The organism is Lactobacillus sp. B4015, assembly GCF_026536055.1.
GTDB lineage: Bacteria > Bacillota > Bacilli > Lactobacillales > Lactobacillaceae > Lactobacillus > Lactobacillus panisapium.
This window is the reverse complement of sequence record NZ_JAFNOY010000013.1, coordinates 1-17,459: the sequence shown is the minus strand read 5'-3', so window position 1 is coordinate 17,459 and position 17,459 is coordinate 1. Positions and strand designations below refer to the sequence as shown.

The following is a 17,459-nucleotide window of genomic DNA, read 5'->3' as shown; positions in this document are numbered from 1 at the left end:
AAATATTTTGCGGTGCTAATTTTAATTTAAGCAATTTTGGGCTTTAATGCCTGATCAAATAAGTTAGTAATCAATTTTACCAAAACGCCGTCAAATACAAGCGCAGAGAGTATACAAGTAATAAACATGATAACTTGCAGTTGGATGCTATATTTACTCCAGCCGTACAAAAAATACGTTGGAATAAAACTACCAAGGCCGGCAAAAAAGGCCCCTGTTAGTACGCTTTGCCAAGAAAATGCTTGATAACGACTTTTTTGCGGGAAAAAGCCAATTTCATTAGTTGCTCCTTGAATCACACCAGACAAAATTGTTACTGCACCCCATTGGCCGCCAATAGCCATTTCGACAACTGCTGCCAATGTTTCACCAATTGTTCCTGAACCAACCGTTGGCACGAAATACATCGCTAAGGGAGCTGCCATTAGCCATAATCCAGAAAAAACAGTATCTGTTACCGGAGCAAAGCCGGTCGGAAGCAGTAATAACTTAATTAAATTGTAAGCCCAATTAAACCCATAAGTGTAGATTACTCCCATAATAATTCCAATTAAAGCAATCAGGATAATTGCTTTAACGTTCCATTTTGATGATCTTGTAAACATAAAAATACTCCTAACTAACATTCTAAGTCAGTAGGAGTACTCTAATATACTTAATAACACTTCCCTAGCGCAGGTATTGTCCTGTTCAGGTTCGGAGGGTATTTCTCAGCTAAATGTGGCACCCCTAGTGACTTTCTTATCTTTTTGCCTATTATAACACAATATCAAGCAGACATTTTAAGTTATTCAATTAACTAGCAATTTAATTAAAATTGACTAAAACTAGCCAACTTTTCTTTAGTCAAATCACGGATAATTGCACAAGTTAAGTCAACTGAGGCCTTAAAGTCTTGATATGCGCTAAAGCAGTATGCTGAATGCTCGTAACGCACTGGAATTCCGATAACAATTGTTGGCGCACCATTTTCATAGTAAATTGCTGCACCATCTTGTCCGCCACCGGTCCGAACCGAACGAGTATATGGAATATTGTTTTTATCCGCTAATTCACATGCGTATTGTTGGAATTTTGGATTAGGTAAAAATGAAGTATCCATATCACGCAGCATTGGTCCACGCTTTAAGCCTGTTTGAGAAAGCCATTTTGGAGTAAATGTATCATCTGCTGGACATGATTCAAGCACAATCCCTAGGTCTGGCTTAATACTTCTAGCTGTTACGTACGCTCCCCGTAAGCCGACTTCTTCTTGACTTGAAAGTGCGGCTACAACGTTAAAGTCAGTCTTTTCACCGTTGAGATTATCCAAAACATCAGCCATTGCAGCTGCACCAAACCGGTCATCAAAATCCTTACCGAAGAAAAGACCGGTTTTTTCATTGTATTCGCACTTGACGTCAACAAAAATGGGACAACCAGTATCAATTTTATAATCATTAATTGTATCTTCACGAGAACTAGAACCAACATCAACTGACATATCTTCTACTTCCGGTACATTGTCACGTTCTTCTTTAGTCATGAAGTGCGGTGGCTTAGTTGCTACTACGCCAGGAACATATTTACCGTCACGGTTTCTAATTTTTACCCGTAAAGCTGGAATATTATATTTAACCCAGCCGCCAAGCGGAACAAACTTAATCATTCCGTTTGGTCTAACTGCCTGAGTTATAAAACCAACAGCATCAGAATGGGCATCAAGCTGGATAATTGGCTGACCAGTTTGATTTTCTTTTTTAGCAGCATAAACGTTGAGCATACCATCAATTTTTATATCGGCAATATCTTTTACTGTGTCAGTGAATAATTTGATAAACTCTCCTTCAAAGCCGGAAGTTGAATTAGCATCCGAAAAAGCTTTGAGCATTTTTATTTCTTGTTCTTTTTCCATCGTTGTAATTGACCTTTCGCTTATTAAACTTTAAATTTCATTGTAGCAAAAAACAATTATTTAAGCTATTTCTGAAAAAATCCTACTGCTTTTAGCAAATTTGATAATTTTGTCCGTAATTTCGGTACAAAATGGCTAAAAAAGTTCAAAACAAGCTCCTTTTTTCCGATAAAAATGATATAATCAATTTTATTAGGAATTTTGAGTTTTAAGTGAAAGGTAAATAAATGCCGAAAAACGACAATATTGATAATATTATTGATCATAAATTGTTTACCGAAGATGATATTCACCTGATGTGTGTCAAATTGGGTAAGCAATTAACTGAAGACTATACTGGTAAAAGACCATTAGTTATAGGTGCATTAAAGGGTGCAATTTTCTTTTTAACTGACCTGGTACGTGAAATGAACGTCAAAGAAGAAATTGATTTTATGGACGTTTCTAGTTATGGTGATGGTTTTGAATCTTCAGGCGAAGTGAAAATCATTTCCGATTTGGCTACAGATGTCAAAGATCGTGATGTTTTAATCGTTGAAGATATCATTGATACCGGATTAACCTTGAAATATATGAAGGATTTGCTCCAAAAACGCGGCGCTAAAAACGTTAAATGCTGCGTGTTACTGAATAAGGAAGCTAATCGAAAAGTTAACGTTAAGGTTGATTATTTTGGTTCAAAAGTCGGAAACGAGTTTGTTGTAGGCTATGGTCTGGATTTTATGAACTTTTACCGTAACTTACGCTACATTGGCGTTCTTAAGCCTGAAGTCATCAAGCTAGCTAACAATAAATAATAAAAGGAGCTATTCAAATAGCTCCTTTTATTTATCAGTTAGTCTTCTTTACTTGTTTTATTTGCTTTTGGTGCTAGTGGCTTAACAATAAACCACCGCATAAAGCCTTGCTCAATGTTTTCAAGCTTAAATTCAAAATTTTCGAGCTCAACCGTTTGATTTTTCTTTAATTCTGGATAATGTTCCATCATATAACCACCAATAGTGATAATATCACTATTTTGGAAACTTTTAAGATCTTTGCGGAAATATCTGGCAAAATCATATAAGGTCGTTTTACCCGAAACATGAATATTGCCCTTTTTATCTTTGATAATATAGTCATCTGAAACATCATCTATTTCATCTTTAACCGTACCAAAGAGCTCTTCGTAAATATCCTTATCCGTCACAATTCCGCTAGTTCCGCCGTATTCATCTACGACTAAAACAATCGGCGTGTGCTTTTTTATCATTAAATGCAAAATATCCTGAATCGGCATTGATTCTGGTACGGTAATCATTGTTCTAATAATCCGTGTCACAGGTACCTGATCATCTATTTCATTTTGCTGAACCACATCGAAGGCATAAATATAGCCTACGATATCATCTTTATTATTATCACGAACAACAGGAATACGACTTGATCCTTCATCAAGATACATTTTTAGTGCTTGCTTGATCGTATCAGTTGAATTGATTACCACTAGCCTGGTTCTGTCCGTCATAATATCCTTAGCGACTTTATCATTGAGTTCAAAAGCACGCTGCATGTATGTCAGGTCGTTTTTATCAAGAGACCCACCATGAACAGCCTTCCGTGATAATTTAATAATCTCAGACTGCGAATAAACCTGATTTTCTTCATCCGCCGGCTCAAAGCCCATGATTTTAAGCAAACCATTGGAACTGGTATTTAAAAGCCAGACAAAAGGATAAACCAAAGTATGAAATAGCTGCAATGGCGTGACAATTCCCAATAATATTTTGACTGGCATGTCAATTGCAATATTTTTCGGAACAATCTCCGTCACAACTACTTCTAGATAAGTTAATAAAATCACCCCTAAAAGGGCACTAACGGACCGCACTACAGAATGATTAAGTTGAGTTACTTTAAACAAATTTGCAAAAATCGCTGCAAACGTATCGGCAGAAAACCAACCTAAAACGACGCCAACTAAAGTTGTGCCGACTTGCGTTGTCGATAAATACTCATTCAGGTTATGCGTCATATGTAAAGCACGCTTAACCTTCCTGCTATTACCAGTATTATCTGCCAGCATATCTTCTAACTGACTTGATCTTGTTTGGACCAATGCAAATTCAGCAGCAACAAAGAAGGCTGCAAAAACAAAAATCACTAAAGTTGCTATTAAATTAGTAATTATTTGAGCTGTATTCAAAATTTATATCACCTTTTATAACAATTATTTGATATATTTTAGCATTAATAGCGCTTTATCTTGATAAAAATGTTTTTTATTTGATTATTTTATAAATTTTCTTAAACGGTAATCTTGCAGGAATATATTTCGGATCATTAACCTCAGCAGACTTATCTTGATAACCTAAGCCAATTGCCATTCCGACCAACTCATCATTAGGAATTTTTGCATACTTTCTCACTAATTCTGGATATGACACCATAGAATGAGCTGGCATGATTGCAATACCTTCATTAATGGCCAATAACATTATACTCTGTGAAAAAATCCCTAAATCATAAACCGACCAGGCTGGTGATGCTTTGGGTATCGTTAGAAATGCAATATCCTGCGCATTGAACATTGTATTGTTTGAATTTTCAAAAAGCTCTATCTTATTATGGAAGAAATACGGTTGCGATGCACCGACAGCAGCCAAATTTTGACTTGGAAATGATTCCCAGTTAAGCGATAGCATTTTAGCAAAATCTTCATGCGGATCGACACCTGCATCAATTTGTTTTTTTACTTCTTTTTTTAGTTCATTAAGCGCCTCCCCGGCTAATAAGTAAACCTTCCAAGGTTGTGAATTCAGTAATGATGGTGATTGCTGAGCCCTCTCAATTATTTTAGCCAATAATTTTTCATTAACTTTTCGGTTGGTAAACTTACGTGTTACCCGTTCTTGATTATAAACATCATTAAATTCCATTACCATTTCAAATCCTTACAAACTAAACTTGGCATACCAAACTATATTTTAATTATTTATATTCTGCTTTTAAACAATTCATATTTTAGAAACCTATTTTAATCATAAGAAAAATTAAACTAATGTATAACGTTTAACAATTTTTCTATTAAAATTAAATCTGAATATACTACTTGCAAAAGCCAGTTATATATATACTAATAATCTTAATAAATAATTGTAAATATTGCAATGCCATTAGGAAAAGAGAACAAATAATTGTTAATATTTTGATCACTTTATTCATTAATTTTTATTAGTTAGGTAAAAATGCTATTCATATATCCTTATTATTATATTACTAAAAAGATTCAACTCCTTTAATTCAACTTAGATATAACGCGCCTCAATTACCTTTGTTTCCTTGCATGTTCAAGGTGAATAATAAGATAAATTAATTAAACTTAACTTTAAACTTTATATTGGCGGCGTAATTCACGCTCCTGATCTCTTTTCTTAATCGTTTCGCGCTTATCATATTTTTTCTTACCTTGACCCACGCCAATCAATACTTTGGCAAAGCCGTGCTTAAGGTAAACTTTGAGGGGAATAATGGCGATCCCCCTTTGCTCCTGCTCCTTAGCTAAACGAGCAATTTCTTTTTTATGTAATAACAGCTGGCGTTGGCGCAGGGGCTCATGGTTATAGCGGTTGCCCTGCTTGTATTCACTAATGTGAACATTTTCGAGATAAGCGGAACCATTAATAATTTGAACATAGCCATCGCGCAGATTAATTCTTCTTGCACGTACTGATTTAATTTCGGTTCCTGTAAGTGCAATTCCTGCTTCATAAGTGTCCTTAATAAAATAATCATGATGTGCCTTTTTATTCTGAGCAATTAAGTTCTCATTATTTTGTTTCTTCAATTTCCCGTCCTAATGCTTATACTTGCTAAAATGTGGGTGATTGCCATTTTTATGAAAATGATTGCGGCCATTCGTAGCTCCGCGGTGACCGTGATCATTGCGAAATCCCCGATTTCCACGCCGACGGTTATTATTGCCACGGTTATTATGCTCCTTTTTAGGAGCATTGGGGTCATAAATTTCAAAATCTAGTTGATGCTGCTCAACATTTGCATTAGTCAACGTCACCTTTATCGGCATCCCCACATGATATTGCTTATGGGTACCACGACCAGTAAGCGTCATGCTCTTTTCATTAAAGCTGTAGAAATCATCTGTTAAATTGGAAATATGGATTAATCCTTCAACTGTATTAGGTAACTGGATAAACATCCCAAAACTAGTTACTGAAGATACCACAGCATCAAAATGCTCACCAACTTGGTCTGCCATGTATTCAGTCATCTTCAAATCGTTAGTCTCACGCTCAGCGTCAATTGAAACACGTTCTTGCGTTGAAGTCTGATCTGCCACCTCGGGTAAGGAATTAGCAAAATGATCCCGCACTTTTTTATCAGTTCCTTCCTCGCTATATGCATGGATCATGCGGTGGACCATTAAATCGGAATACCGGCGAATTGGCGAGGTAAAGTGGGTGTAAAACTTGGCAGCTAGGCCGAAGTGTCCGAGGGGTTCTTCTGAATAATGTGCCTGCTTTAAGCTTCGCAGCATCATCATTTGAACAACGGCTTCCTCAGGTGTTCCGGTTGTCTTGGCTACCACTTTTTGCAAGTCAATCGGCTTAACATGATTAGGATCAGCCGTAATGTTCAAGCCAAATGCACTGCAAAATTCAAAGAAGCTCTTAATTCTTTCGCCATCTGGCGTTTCATGTACACGGTACAAGAATGGTACATGCTTTTTGTAAAAGTCTTCAGCAACGGTTTCATTAGCCATCAACATAAACGATTCAATCATCTTTTCAGCTGTACCCCGATTAAGCAAGACGATATCAGTTGGCTTACCCTGATCGTTAACAATAATTTTAGCTTCTGGCTCTTCAAAGTCAATTGCTCCGCGTTGGTGGCGCTTTTGATACAAAGCATTGTGCAACTCGGCCATTTCTTTTAGCATTGGTGCTAATTTAACATATTTTTCTTCCAGTGGCTCTTCATTATTTGGATCTAGGACCTTATTGACATTGTTGTACGTCATTCGGCCGTGTGAACGCATTACAGAGGGGTGAATCCGGTAATTTACCCGCTCACCTTCTGGCGTAATTTCCATGTCACATGAAAGAACTAAGCGGTCTACGCCCTCATTTAAAGAACAGATACCGTTTGATAATCTAAATGGCAGCATCGGAATTACCCGGTCAACCAAATAAGTACTGTTGCCACGAGTAAACGCCTCTTTGTCAAGGGGCGAATTTTCTTTAACATAATGAGCAACATCAGCAATGTGAACACCTAGATGATAATTGCCATTTGGTAATCGCCACAATACTACAGCATCATCAAAGTCCTTTGAATCATCGCCATCAATTGTGACTGCTGGCTGCTCCCTAATGTCCTCACGATCGGCCATTTCTTCGGGCAGCACATGATCCGGAATAGCATTGGATTGATCAAGTGCATCCTGAGCCCATTCTGTCCGGACATCATGAGCAGAAACAATTGCCATAATATCAACGCCCGGGAGATTTTTATTACCAATAATTTTGGTGACAACACCAACCATTGAGTCAGGATTATCCTTATCAGGATAATTGCTAATTGAAACCTTGACCATATCACCTTTTTGCGGACGCAAGCCATTTTCACCAACATAAACCCGATAATTAGCTAACTTTTTATTAGTACTCAACACATAGCCGACAAAATGACTAACTTTAGTTTGCTCATCAGTCAGTGGATGAAATTCTCCCACTAAGGAGCTAACTCCACGAGAGATAATCTCCTGAACCTGGCCTTCTGGTCCCTTACCGTTCCACGGATTACCACCAGCAGTTATTTTAACGCGAACTTCATCACCATCAACTGCATATGCAGTATAATCCTTGGCGATAAAAATATCGTCGGTTTCTTCATCTTCAACTTTAACAAAACCAAAGCCCTTGCTATTGGCTTTAAACATTCCCTCGACAACGATATTTTCTTGAGCCAGTTGATAGTGACCTTTGCCGTCAGTGATTATCTTTTTCTCTTGTTCTAAAAAAGATAATGCTTTTACGAGATCAGAAAAATTACCAAGTCGGTCGCGTCTGAGCATGCGCTCAATTTGATCAACCTGATATTGCTTTTTGGGATTGTGGCGAAAGATCTCTAAAACATTAGCTAAGATTTTCTCGTTTTGTGCCATGCACTTAATCTCCGTTTCCTACTTAAAAAGATAAAAAAAGTCCTCCCATCGTTTTGATCGGGAGGAACCAATACTATTTTGAAGACAAATAAGCTAATACAATAGCAAAAACGAAAAAGAGAACCAGTAAAACTGACGTCACTTTTTCCATAAATGCTTCAAAACCACGTTTCTTCGTTTGACCACTAAATACTGCACCACCAGATAAGGCATTCAAAGCATCTTGTTGCTTTTGTGGCTGCATCATTGTTGCAACAACGATTAAAATTGAAACAATAATTAGTAGCGTCATAAATAAATTATACAATACGCTGCCTCCAATATACACATACGATTACTGATAAATTTTAGCACAAAATGTGCTTTTTTTCGAGTTTTTATTTTTCAAGTTCAGGCGCATCCGTCTTAAATTTATTTTGCGTTGATTTTTTATGATTATGATACCAAAGCGAAGTTTTGTCCTGTGAAGAATACAGATTTTTTAACGCCTTTTCCTCGTTATAGTTATAATCATGCGGATTGACCTTTTTAAACCATTTCGGATGGTAAAAGCGTAACAAGTTGCCGGCAATTACCCGATCCGATAAAGACAATTGGGTAGTGACCTTATTCGAAATCGCCACAAGTTTTGCTTTTAGCTTCTCATCAGGATCTTCAATTTCTTCTCCGGTCTTAGTGTCGTAATAAGTACTTCCGACCTTGGCATATTTAGGAGTAATAAAATCACCGTTACGCTGGGCGACAATTTGTGGTGCTTTACTACTTAATAAATCATGACCGAATTGAATTGTTTTACGATCATTAATTCCTAAAAGATTTAATAGCGTCGGTAAAACATCGATTTCTCCCCCATAAGTCTTTTTGATTCCACCCTTTAATCCGGGCATATGGAACATCAGGGGTACTCGCTGAAACTTCAGATTATCAAAATTGGTAAATTCATCTTGGTTAAGTAGTTCTGCACTAGCCTTATGGTGATTACCGGATATCCCATAATGGTCGCCATAGAGCACTAGCATGGTTTTTTTATCCAATCCAGTTTTCTTCATCCAGCGCATTAATTCCCCAATTGCCTGATCTAAATAGTGTGCTGTCTGAACATAGCCATCAACCGTTTCATCCCCGGTATCGGTTGGATCAATCGACTGATTTTTCTTATCTAAATCATAAGGATAGTGGTTGGTAACAGTTATCAATTTTAAGTAAAATGGCTGCGGCAAGCGCTCAATATACTTAATTGATTGGTCAAAAAAGATCTTATCCTTTAAACCATAGCCGATATAATATTTAGGCTTATTTTCATAATAAGACAACGGCATAAAATAGTGATAACCAAATTGCTTATAAGCATTATTACGATTCCAAAATGAACCGGCTCCACCGTGCATTACGGCAGTAGTATAGCCACCTTGTTGATTTAAAATCGCTGGGGCACTCTCAAAAGTATTGGAAGTCCCATAACTAGACATTGCCGAGCCAGATTGTAAACCATATAAGGAATTTTCCAGCATCATTTCCGCATCAGAAGTCTTACCTTGACCAACTTGGTTATAAAAATTAGCAAAACTTAATGTATTTTTCGACCGGTAAAGTTTATTTAAGTTGGGGGTAACTTCTTTGCCCTTCCACTTATAACCAATTAAAAACTGTTGGAAACTCTCAAGGTGAATAACCATGACGTTTTTCCCCTTAGCAACGCCGGTATATTCGGGATTAGGCTTAACATAATTGGCCTTCAAGTACTTTTTGACAGAACTTAAATCAGAGACATTGGCCTTGGCCATTTGCTCGCTAGTTTGGGCGGTTTTAAAGCTATCGTAAACTGCATATTGGTTCATTCCCAAATACTTAACGATATAGCTGTTATCGAAAGTTCTGGTTAAAAGTCCTGAACGATCTTTTTGCGCCATCATCAGGTTAACGCCAATTAGCACAACTGCCAACCCTTCAAGTAAAAGATTGAACTTTAATTTTAATGGGCGCAAATCGTACTTAATCACTTTGCCAATCATTAAAGCAATAATTGCCAAAACATCAATGAAAGTTAAAAAATCAGTTACCCGCGTTATCCCGACAATACTTTTTCCTAAATTATCAGCCGTTGAACCAGATGTTTTAATGATTGATAAGGATAAAAAATTGGAAAATTCGCGGTAATACAAAATATTAGCAAAAAGCCATGTGCTAAGAACTAAATCAATAACAATGATAATCCAATAGGATTTACGTCCCTTAAAAAATAGGCCTATTCCCAGTAGCAACAGAGCCGTTGGCAACGGATTGATGAACAAAAGAAAATTTTGCATCGCACCGACAGCACCTAAATTAAACTTGGTCAAATAAATTACGTACGTTTTTAGCCAAAAAGTTATTAACACAATGGAAAAAAAACCTAATTTGGTTGATGTTAACCATTGCAAGAAAGACTTGGTCCGTGTCATTCTATTCTCCTCTCACTATGCTAATATCTTACCCTTAAGCTCAATTAAACATAGTGATTTTAGTAAAAATTAATCTTTTGCGGAGCTAGTAACTTTTTTCGGTTTGAAAATCCAGCCAAAAATACCTAAAATCATCCCGAAAAAGTAGGTTACAAAGCGCCACAAAAACATCCCAAAAACAAGCGCACCTTTAGATGAAATAAAACTGGCAAAGAGCGTTTGAAAACTGTATTCTGCCCCACCTGAAGCTCCTGGAACGGGAATAATTGCCATAAACATGATAATCATAATGTTCATTTGCGTGACACTGACCCAATCAGCTGGAACTCGTAAAGTTACCAGAACCATAAATGGAATTGAATAAAAACAAAGCAGCTGCAGCACTGTTAACACGGCGCTAAGCACTAATTTCTTTTTTTCATGCTTTAGCTTCTGACTTTCGGTATAAAAAGTGTCAATTTTTGCCATCGTTGCGGTCCGCCAGCCCTCTACACGCTGGGGATTAATTATTTTGGCTAGCCAATTCATTAACCAATTAGCTGCTTTTTTAGTCCAGTTGTAAGCAAACAAAATTGCTAATAAAAAAATGATTGAGCTAACGTGAATTAAAAAACCAATTGCAATAAAAAAGGCAAGACCTGCAAATTTAGTTGCAACCATATGAAAACCAGTAATAATGGTAACAACATATACCAAGAAAACAACAATCTGATAAATGATAAATTTCATCAACAAAAGTGAAGTAGCACGGCCGCCTTCAATTCCCATCTGTACCATTGCAGCCAGCTGAGACGGCTGACCACCAGTTGACATAGGGGTAATTGCATTAAAGAGTGCCTGAATAATTGGAATTCGTAAAAATGACCACTTTGATCGTTTAGGCTCACCAGGACGTTGTGCAAGAACGGCTAAAATGCTAGCTTCAAAAACGTATGATAGCAGCATTAACAAGAAAACTAATAGCAACGCACCAACATTGACATTATTCATTGCCTGCCGCAGCTGCGATACTGGTGTATCTTTTAAATCAACATACAAAACGCCAAGGCTGATGAGTAAAACAACCGCAATTCCCCAAAAGTGCTTTTTATTCATTAGCGGATCTGTCCTAACTCCCTGCCAAGTTCATATTGCTCGTGATAAAAATCACACCAAATTTTGGCTAAATTATCTTCTGAATATTTTTCACTAGCCATATTAGATAGATTACTGTATTTATGCAAAAGTGCCTGATCATTCGCCACTAGGCGCAACTGCGCATTCAGTTCATCAAAGTTTTTCCCTTTTAGATAGTAACCTTTGATAATGGCGTCATATAAAGCAAGATCGCGCAATAAAACCGGTGTCCCACAACTAAATGCTTCCAAAACAGACATTGGAAAAAGCTCATCAAATGATGGCAAAACAAATAGATCTGCGATGTTTAAATAATCAACTAATTGTTTCCGATCAATGATACCGGTGAATTTTAAGTTCTTTGGCGGATTGGCCACTAATTCTTTAAAGTGATCGTAGCCGTCAGTAATTTTGCCAAAAGAAAAACCACCTGCCCAAATAAACTGCATCTCTGGGTTGGCCTGTGCTAGTTTTGCAAAATCATCGACTCCTTTACGAGCCTGAACTTGCCCATCACCAAAGACTACAAATTTATCAAGAGGAATACCTAATTGATGCCGAAAGGCATTCTTTTTTTCCTGCCGTTCAGGATAAAATTCATCTTTTGCCACAAAGTTAGGAATGTACTTAACCTTTTCCCGTTTGATACCGTAATTAACTAACTTATCAATAAAAATAGGGTTAACCACAACAATTTGATCCATTCTTTGATAAAAGTCGATGACATATTTATAAAAGACTTTTTTGGCATAATTCGGAAGCTTGACTGATCCTTCTAAAGTCTCCGGTAAAAAATGGACATAACCAATTTTACGTCCACGCGCTGGGGAAAAACTGTTAACAAAATAAGTAGGATTTATGGTGTGATAGTGGGTTAAATCGCTGGCACCATATTTATTATTCGTTACATAAAATTCATTAACTAAGTGGGTTCTTAATAAGGTGATCAGTTCGTTATAGGCAGAGCCAACACCCTGGCCCTTAACTGAATCAGCTTGTGAGAACATATTAATTCTTATCATTGCTATCCTCTTCGCGCTCTTCCTGGTAATTTTCGATTACTTCTTCATAAAACTGATGTACTTCGCTAGCAAAACGCTCAGCCGAAATTTGCTTCATTTTAGCTTTCAACTTATCTGGCGGAATTTCAGTTTGATTTTCTCTTAAATAAGATAAAATTGCGTCACGCATTTCGCTAGGCCGAGTGAAGACTTTGCCAAAGCAAGGGTTATCGAAGACATTTTCCGTATATTCGGTATCATAAACAACGCACTTTGTACCCGCAGCGAGTGCCTCAATATAAGTAAGGCCTTGCGTTTCAGTATCACTTGCTGAAACAAACAAATTGGCCATCTTGTAAAATGCCCCAACATCATCGTGAGGAACATCGCCAACAAACTGAACGTTATCCTCTAAAGTCAGTCGCTCAACTTGCTCTTGCAAGATCTCGACGTCTGGGCCATCTCCCGCTATCACAAGCTGTACGTTAGGAAATTCATCGACAATTTCTGGCATAACATTTAAAATCCGATTAATTTTCTTCTCTCCAGCTATTCGGCTCAAGGTTAACAAAACGGGGACATCGGGAGCAATTCCTAGTTCATGACGCACATCATGGGTTGCGGGCTTATTCAAGCTCTTAACATCCACACCAGTCGGAATTACACGTAAAGGTATAGATACACCATAGCGCTTCAAAAGAGCCTCAACGCGCTTACTAGGGGCAATAACACCATCCATGTTCTTAAGGTAAACATTGGTAAATTGCTTAACGTGATATGGTCGCAACAAATGCCCGTTTAACACGTAGTGTAAATAGTCTTCATACATCGTATGGTAAGTATGAATTGCCGGTATTTTTAATTGGTGAGCGACATATTTACCAATCATTCCCAAAGCAAACTCTGTTTGCGTATGAACAACATCCAGTTTTACTTCACGTGCTACTTTAGTTGCTTCAAAAAATCCTCTAAATGCTACTCGGCGATCTGTAAATGAAATAAATGGCACACTACTGAAGCGAAAAACGTTAGCCTCAATAGTACCTTTTTTCACGTGCGGATCCGTCGTCGTAAAAATAAATACATTATGTCCCTGCTCTTCAAGGGCGTCTTTTAAAGTCTTAATTGACGTTGCTACACCACTGATTTGTGGAAAATATGTATCGGTAAAAATACCAATATTCATTTGAATACCTCCGTATAAAGGTATTATAAAGATTCCGCTTTGCTTGTGCAATTTTTATAATAGAAAAAGCGCATAATTTTATAAACAAAAAACAGCTTCTATACATGAAGCTGTTACCTAATAGCGGTGATCGGGGTCGAACCGATACGTCCTAAACGGACACCAGATTTTGAGTCTGGCGCGTCTGCCAATTCCGCCACACCGCCATAATTTTATGAAGTTCAATGAGTGAACCATTAAGGCGGGGATCGGATTTGAACCGACGATTAAGGTTTTGCAGACCTCTGCCTTACCACTTGGCTACACCGCCATTGAATATTTATTTAATAGATTGGGATAGCTGGATTCGAACCAGCGCATAATAGAGTCAAAGTCTAGTGCCTTACCGCTTGGCTATATCCCAATGCTAGGGCGGAATATGGGATTCGAACCCATGTATGCCGGATCCACAAACCGGTGTGTTAACCCCTTCACCAATTCCGCCATGAGGTAAACAGGGATAGTAGGAATTGAACCCACACTAGCGGTTTTGGAGACCGATGTACTACCTTTATACGATATCCCTATTATGGAGGAGGGTGGATTCGAACCGCCGAACTCAGAGAGAGCGGTTTTACAGACCGCCGCGTTTAGCCACTTCGCTACTCCTCCAGGCTGATGGCGCGGGACGGAATCGAACCGCCGACACAAGGAGCTTCAATCCTTTGCTCTACCGACTGAGCTACCGAGCCATCCTACGGTCCATATCAGATTTGAACTGATGATCTTCTCCGTGACAGGGAGACGAGATAAACCACTGCTCCAATGGACCATATTGCGGGAGGTGGATTTGAACCACCGACCTTCGGGTTATGAGCCCGACGAGCTACCATACTGCTCCATCCCGCGATGTTATAAAGGAGGATGTGGGATTTGAACCCACGCACGGCAAGACCGTCTAACGGTTTTCAAAACCGTCCCCTTAAGCCACTTGGGTAATCCTCCAAATGTAAAAATACCAATAAACGTTGGTAATGACCCGTACGGGATTTGAACCCATGTTACCGCCGTGAAAGGGCGATGTCTTAACCACTTGACCAACGGGTCATATTCTCTTCTTACGTCACAAGACGCTTAATTATAATACCGAATTTAATTTAAAATGTCAACTACTTTTTATTTCTATTAATTCGTGTATCAGTGGCAATTCCTTAATCGCAACGTTATCTATAATACAGGATTCCTAGTCATCTTGCAAGAGTTTTATGCAAAAAGATGAATTTTTTGTAATAATTGCATTACTTTTACTTTCGCTAAGGTACAAAAATCCAGCTAAAAAGCTTTAATATCAGTATTATTTGTTTATTATTGCTGGGCAGCCGCTTCTTCCCCAAAACCAAATTGGCGTTTGAAAATCAACTGGTCGATACCCAGTACCTTTCAGTAAATCAAACCAGGCAGAAATGACAATCTCCTGCTTTTTTGAACTATTCTCTTCTTCAGCTGTAATCAATCCTAATTTTCTACTAGCCTTTATCACATGACGATCAGCTGCAATAGAAATTTTAGACACGTTTTTTAATTGAAGACTTGTATAATGATCCAAAACAAATAGCCAGTAATTGCAGAGCTTTTTGCCAGAAAGATACGGAAACCCGGCTTTATTATCAATTTGCAGATACTTTCTTATTTGAACCACGTCATCATGATTTTCATGACATAAGGTTAATACACTGCCAGCGAAATTATCATTCAGTGTTTGACATATTTGGCACCAAATAGCCGTCTGCTTGTTTTGCTGTAAAGCTAAGCGGTATTTAGTTAAAGCTGCCTGAACAGTGCCAAAATCGCTCTCAGTAACTTTTTTAGGGTTAAAGAGGAAGTTAGTCGATTCATCTAAATACGTCTTCTTTGCACTCACCCATAAAGAATACGAATTTCGCTGATAGTTAAGTGCTGTTGGCAAAGTAAAATACAATGCATTTTCTTCAGAATCTTGAGCAAGATGTGGATTGGTATCTTCAGGCAATTCTTTTGATCCAAAAACGCCATTCTCATACATCTGCGCAATGTTTTCGATTGACTTTAAAACATTTACTTTCATCTTTTTTACCCGGTAAATACACATAACAACAAAAAAAGTTTGTAAGCTTTAATACCTACAAACTTCTTAATTACGGAGACTGAGAGATTTGAACTCTCGCACCGGAATAACCCGATCTACACCCTTAGCAGGGGCGCCTCTTCAGCCACTTGAGTAAGTCTCCATAATGGGCCTAAATGGACTTGAACCATCGACCTCACGCTTATCAGGCGTGCGCTCTAACCAGCTGAGCTATAGGCCCAAAAGCGGGTAACGAGAATCGGACTCGCGACTAAAGCTTGGAAGGCTTTCGTTTTACCACTAAACCATACCCGCAAAATTAAACTAATAAAATGGCGCGGGACGGAATCGAACCGCCGACACAAGGAGCTTCAATCCTTTGCTCTACCGACTGAGCTACCGAGCCATCCTACGGTCCATATCAGATTTGAACTGATGATCTTCTCCGTGACAGGGAGACGAGATAAACCACTGCTCCAATGGACCATATTGCGGGAGGTGGATTTGAACCACCGACCTTCGGGTTATGAGCCCGACGAGCTACCATACTGCTCCATCCCGCGATGTTAAAATATAAAAGTACAAAACCCATATTTTAATGGACCTTGTAGGACTCGAACCTACGACAGGACGGTTATGAGCCGTCTGCTCTAACCAACTGAGCTAAAGGTCCAAGCTCTGGCAAATAGCGGCGGGGGGGATCGAACCCTCGACCTCCCGGGTATGAACCGGACGCTCTAGCCAGCTGAGCTACACCGCCAAAAAATGTAACCGTTAGTTAACAAATTACAATCGGGAAGACAGGATTCGAACCTGCGACCCCCTGGTCCCAAACCAGGTGCTCTACCAAACTGAGCCACTTCCCGAGATATGCGCCCTGAAGGATTTGAACCTTCAACCTTCTGATTCGTAGTCAGACACTCTATCCAGTTGCGCTAAGGGCGCATCATTAATGCCGAGGACCGGAGTCGAACCGGTACGGTTGAAACCAACCGCGGGATTTTAAGTCCCGTGCGTCTGCCAATTCCGCCACCCCGGCATGTAATGAAAGCGGAAGACGGGATTCGAACCCGCGACCCCCACCATGGCAAGGTGATGTTCTACCACTGAACTACTTCCGCAATATTATGGAATGCCGATTATACGATTTGAACGTACGACCCCCTGTTTACAAGACAGATGCTCTACCAACTGAGCTAAATCGGCAAAATGTAAATATGGTATATTATTATGGCGAATACGGGTGGTGGGACTTGAACCCACACGTCCGAAAACACTAGAACCTAAATCTAGCGCGTCTGCCAATTCCGCCACACCCGCAAAATGGGGCCATGAGTCGTGACGGGCTTGAACCGTCGACCCTCTGATTAAAAGTCAGATGCTCTACCGACTGAGCTAACGACTCGGAAAATGGAGGATACAGGGCTCGAACCTGTGACCTCCTGCTTGTAAGGCAGATGCTCTCCCAGCTGAGCTAATCCTCCATCAAAGCACGGCAGCTTCCTACCCTCGCAGGCAGTCTCCCACCAACTACTCTCGGCGTGAAGAAGCTTAACTGCTGTGTTCGGCATG

At 38.9% G+C, this 17,459-nt stretch carries 13 protein-coding genes, 27 tRNA genes and 1 riboswitch; of the genes, 1 reads left to right on the top strand and 39 read right to left on the bottom strand.

Annotation, left to right across the window (positions count from 1 at the left end):
- Window positions 1-26: 26 nt before the first annotated feature.
- Both J3U71_RS11030 and J3U71_RS11025 read right to left on the bottom strand, forming a co-directional pair.
- Window positions 27-605: an ECF transporter S component gene (locus tag J3U71_RS11030; RefSeq protein WP_103751954.1), complete on the bottom strand. Its 579-nt coding sequence runs from the start codon at window positions 603-605 to the stop codon at window positions 27-29.
- Window positions 606-649: 44 nt separating this feature from the next.
- Window positions 650-741: riboswitch (TPP riboswitch) on the bottom strand.
- Window positions 742-811: 70 nt separating this feature from the next.
- Window positions 812-1,894 carry a M42 family metallopeptidase gene (locus tag J3U71_RS11025; protein WP_267394303.1) on the bottom strand — a complete coding sequence of 361 codons (1,083 nt, stop codon included), beginning with the start codon at window positions 1,892-1,894 and terminating at the stop codon, window positions 812-814.
- Window positions 1,895-2,121: 227 nt separating this feature from the next.
- Here J3U71_RS11025 and hpt point away from each other — a divergent pair, with 227 nt between their 5' ends.
- Window positions 2,122-2,691: a hypoxanthine phosphoribosyltransferase gene (gene hpt, locus J3U71_RS11020; RefSeq protein ID WP_267394301.1), complete on the top strand. Its 570-nt coding sequence runs from the start codon at window positions 2,122-2,124 to the stop codon at window positions 2,689-2,691.
- Between the two features lie 38 nt (window positions 2,692-2,729).
- Here the strand turns inward: hpt and J3U71_RS11015 are convergent, their stop codons facing one another.
- The 37 genes from J3U71_RS11015 to J3U71_RS10835 form a co-directional block, all read right to left on the bottom strand.
- The gene (locus tag J3U71_RS11015; RefSeq protein ID WP_267394299.1) at window positions 2,730-4,079 is read right to left on the bottom strand and encodes a hemolysin family protein; all 1,350 of its coding nucleotides are present in this window, start codon (window positions 4,077-4,079) and stop codon (window positions 2,730-2,732) included.
- A gap of 76 nt (window positions 4,080-4,155) precedes the next feature.
- On the bottom strand, window positions 4,156-4,812 hold the full coding sequence (locus J3U71_RS11010; RefSeq protein WP_267394361.1) for a nitroreductase: 657 nt from the start codon (window positions 4,810-4,812) through the stop codon (window positions 4,156-4,158).
- Window positions 4,813-5,261: 449 nt separating this feature from the next.
- Window positions 5,262-5,720 carry an SsrA-binding protein SmpB gene (gene smpB, locus J3U71_RS11005; RefSeq protein ID WP_103751950.1) on the bottom strand — a complete coding sequence of 153 codons (459 nt, stop codon included), beginning with the start codon at window positions 5,718-5,720 and terminating at the stop codon, window positions 5,262-5,264.
- Window positions 5,721-5,729: 9 nt separating this feature from the next.
- A complete protein-coding gene (gene rnr, locus J3U71_RS11000; protein WP_267394297.1) occupies window positions 5,730-8,060 on the bottom strand; it encodes a ribonuclease R in 2,331 nt (776 codons plus the stop codon).
- Between the two features lie 73 nt (window positions 8,061-8,133).
- Complete coding sequence (secG, locus tag J3U71_RS10995; RefSeq protein ID WP_103751948.1) at window positions 8,134-8,367, bottom strand: preprotein translocase subunit SecG; 234 nt, start codon at window positions 8,365-8,367, stop codon at window positions 8,134-8,136.
- Between the two features lie 70 nt (window positions 8,368-8,437).
- Window positions 8,438-10,501: an LTA synthase family protein gene (locus J3U71_RS10990; RefSeq protein ID WP_220269249.1), complete on the bottom strand. Its 2,064-nt coding sequence runs from the start codon at window positions 10,499-10,501 to the stop codon at window positions 8,438-8,440.
- Between the two features lie 69 nt (window positions 10,502-10,570).
- Window positions 10,571-11,596 carry a lysylphosphatidylglycerol synthase transmembrane domain-containing protein gene (locus tag J3U71_RS10985; protein WP_220269248.1) on the bottom strand — a complete coding sequence of 342 codons (1,026 nt, stop codon included), beginning with the start codon at window positions 11,594-11,596 and terminating at the stop codon, window positions 10,571-10,573.
- Window positions 11,596-12,639, bottom strand: a complete 1,044-nt coding sequence (locus J3U71_RS10980) for a glycosyltransferase family 4 protein (RefSeq protein WP_267394294.1) — start codon at window positions 12,637-12,639, stop codon at window positions 11,596-11,598. The genes J3U71_RS10985 and J3U71_RS10980 overlap by 1 nt, the downstream gene beginning before the upstream one ends.
- Window positions 12,626-13,804, bottom strand: coding sequence for a glycosyltransferase family 4 protein (locus tag J3U71_RS10975; protein WP_220232815.1), 1,179 nt, complete (start codon window positions 13,802-13,804; stop codon window positions 12,626-12,628). The genes J3U71_RS10980 and J3U71_RS10975 overlap by 14 nt, the downstream gene beginning before the upstream one ends.
- A gap of 121 nt (window positions 13,805-13,925) precedes the next feature.
- Window positions 13,926-14,010 (bottom strand) — tRNA-Leu (locus J3U71_RS10970).
- 33 nt (window positions 14,011-14,043) lie between these two features.
- Window positions 14,044-14,114 (bottom strand) — tRNA-Cys (locus J3U71_RS10965).
- Between the two features lie 21 nt (window positions 14,115-14,135).
- Window positions 14,136-14,207 (bottom strand) — tRNA-Gln (locus J3U71_RS10960).
- A 7-nt stretch (window positions 14,208-14,214) separates the two neighbouring features.
- Window positions 14,215-14,287 (bottom strand) — tRNA-His (locus J3U71_RS10955).
- Window positions 14,288-14,298: 11 nt separating this feature from the next.
- A tRNA-Trp gene (locus tag J3U71_RS10950) sits at window positions 14,299-14,369 on the bottom strand.
- Between the two features lie 4 nt (window positions 14,370-14,373).
- Window positions 14,374-14,455, bottom strand: a tRNA-Tyr gene (locus tag J3U71_RS10945).
- A 7-nt stretch (window positions 14,456-14,462) separates the two neighbouring features.
- Window positions 14,463-14,535, bottom strand: a tRNA-Phe gene (locus J3U71_RS10940).
- Between the two features lie 6 nt (window positions 14,536-14,541).
- Window positions 14,542-14,615 (bottom strand) — tRNA-Asp (locus J3U71_RS10935).
- 3 nt (window positions 14,616-14,618) lie between these two features.
- Window positions 14,619-14,692: transfer RNA gene (locus tag J3U71_RS10930), tRNA-Met, on the bottom strand.
- 9 nt (window positions 14,693-14,701) lie between these two features.
- Window positions 14,702-14,788: transfer RNA gene (locus J3U71_RS10925), tRNA-Ser, on the bottom strand.
- Window positions 14,789-14,818: 30 nt separating this feature from the next.
- Window positions 14,819-14,890 (bottom strand) — tRNA-Glu (locus tag J3U71_RS10920).
- A 247-nt stretch (window positions 14,891-15,137) separates the two neighbouring features.
- Entirely contained in the window at window positions 15,138-15,887 is a 750-nt protein-coding gene (locus J3U71_RS10915) for a hypothetical protein (RefSeq protein ID WP_220269246.1), read from the bottom strand.
- A 73-nt stretch (window positions 15,888-15,960) separates the two neighbouring features.
- Window positions 15,961-16,050, bottom strand: a tRNA-Ser gene (locus J3U71_RS10910).
- Between the two features lie 4 nt (window positions 16,051-16,054).
- A tRNA-Ile gene (locus J3U71_RS10905) sits at window positions 16,055-16,128 on the bottom strand.
- Between the two features lie 3 nt (window positions 16,129-16,131).
- Window positions 16,132-16,202, bottom strand: a tRNA-Gly gene (locus J3U71_RS10900).
- A gap of 18 nt (window positions 16,203-16,220) precedes the next feature.
- Window positions 16,221-16,293 (bottom strand) — tRNA-Phe (locus J3U71_RS10895).
- Between the two features lie 6 nt (window positions 16,294-16,299).
- Window positions 16,300-16,373: transfer RNA gene (locus J3U71_RS10890), tRNA-Asp, on the bottom strand.
- A gap of 3 nt (window positions 16,374-16,376) precedes the next feature.
- A tRNA-Met gene (locus tag J3U71_RS10885) sits at window positions 16,377-16,450 on the bottom strand.
- Window positions 16,451-16,486: 36 nt separating this feature from the next.
- Window positions 16,487-16,560 (bottom strand) — tRNA-Ile (locus J3U71_RS10880).
- 13 nt (window positions 16,561-16,573) lie between these two features.
- Window positions 16,574-16,647: transfer RNA gene (locus tag J3U71_RS10875), tRNA-Met, on the bottom strand.
- 32 nt (window positions 16,648-16,679) lie between these two features.
- A tRNA-Pro gene (locus tag J3U71_RS10870) sits at window positions 16,680-16,753 on the bottom strand.
- A 5-nt stretch (window positions 16,754-16,758) separates the two neighbouring features.
- Window positions 16,759-16,832 (bottom strand) — tRNA-Arg (locus J3U71_RS10865).
- An 8-nt stretch (window positions 16,833-16,840) separates the two neighbouring features.
- A tRNA-Leu gene (locus J3U71_RS10860) sits at window positions 16,841-16,926 on the bottom strand.
- 10 nt (window positions 16,927-16,936) lie between these two features.
- Window positions 16,937-17,008, bottom strand: a tRNA-Gly gene (locus J3U71_RS10855).
- Between the two features lie 12 nt (window positions 17,009-17,020).
- Window positions 17,021-17,093: transfer RNA gene (locus J3U71_RS10850), tRNA-Thr, on the bottom strand.
- Between the two features lie 32 nt (window positions 17,094-17,125).
- A tRNA-Leu gene (locus tag J3U71_RS10845) sits at window positions 17,126-17,207 on the bottom strand.
- Window positions 17,208-17,219: 12 nt separating this feature from the next.
- Window positions 17,220-17,292: transfer RNA gene (locus J3U71_RS10840), tRNA-Lys, on the bottom strand.
- A 6-nt stretch (window positions 17,293-17,298) separates the two neighbouring features.
- A tRNA-Val gene (locus tag J3U71_RS10835) sits at window positions 17,299-17,371 on the bottom strand.
- Between the last annotated feature and the right edge of the window lie 88 nt (window positions 17,372-17,459).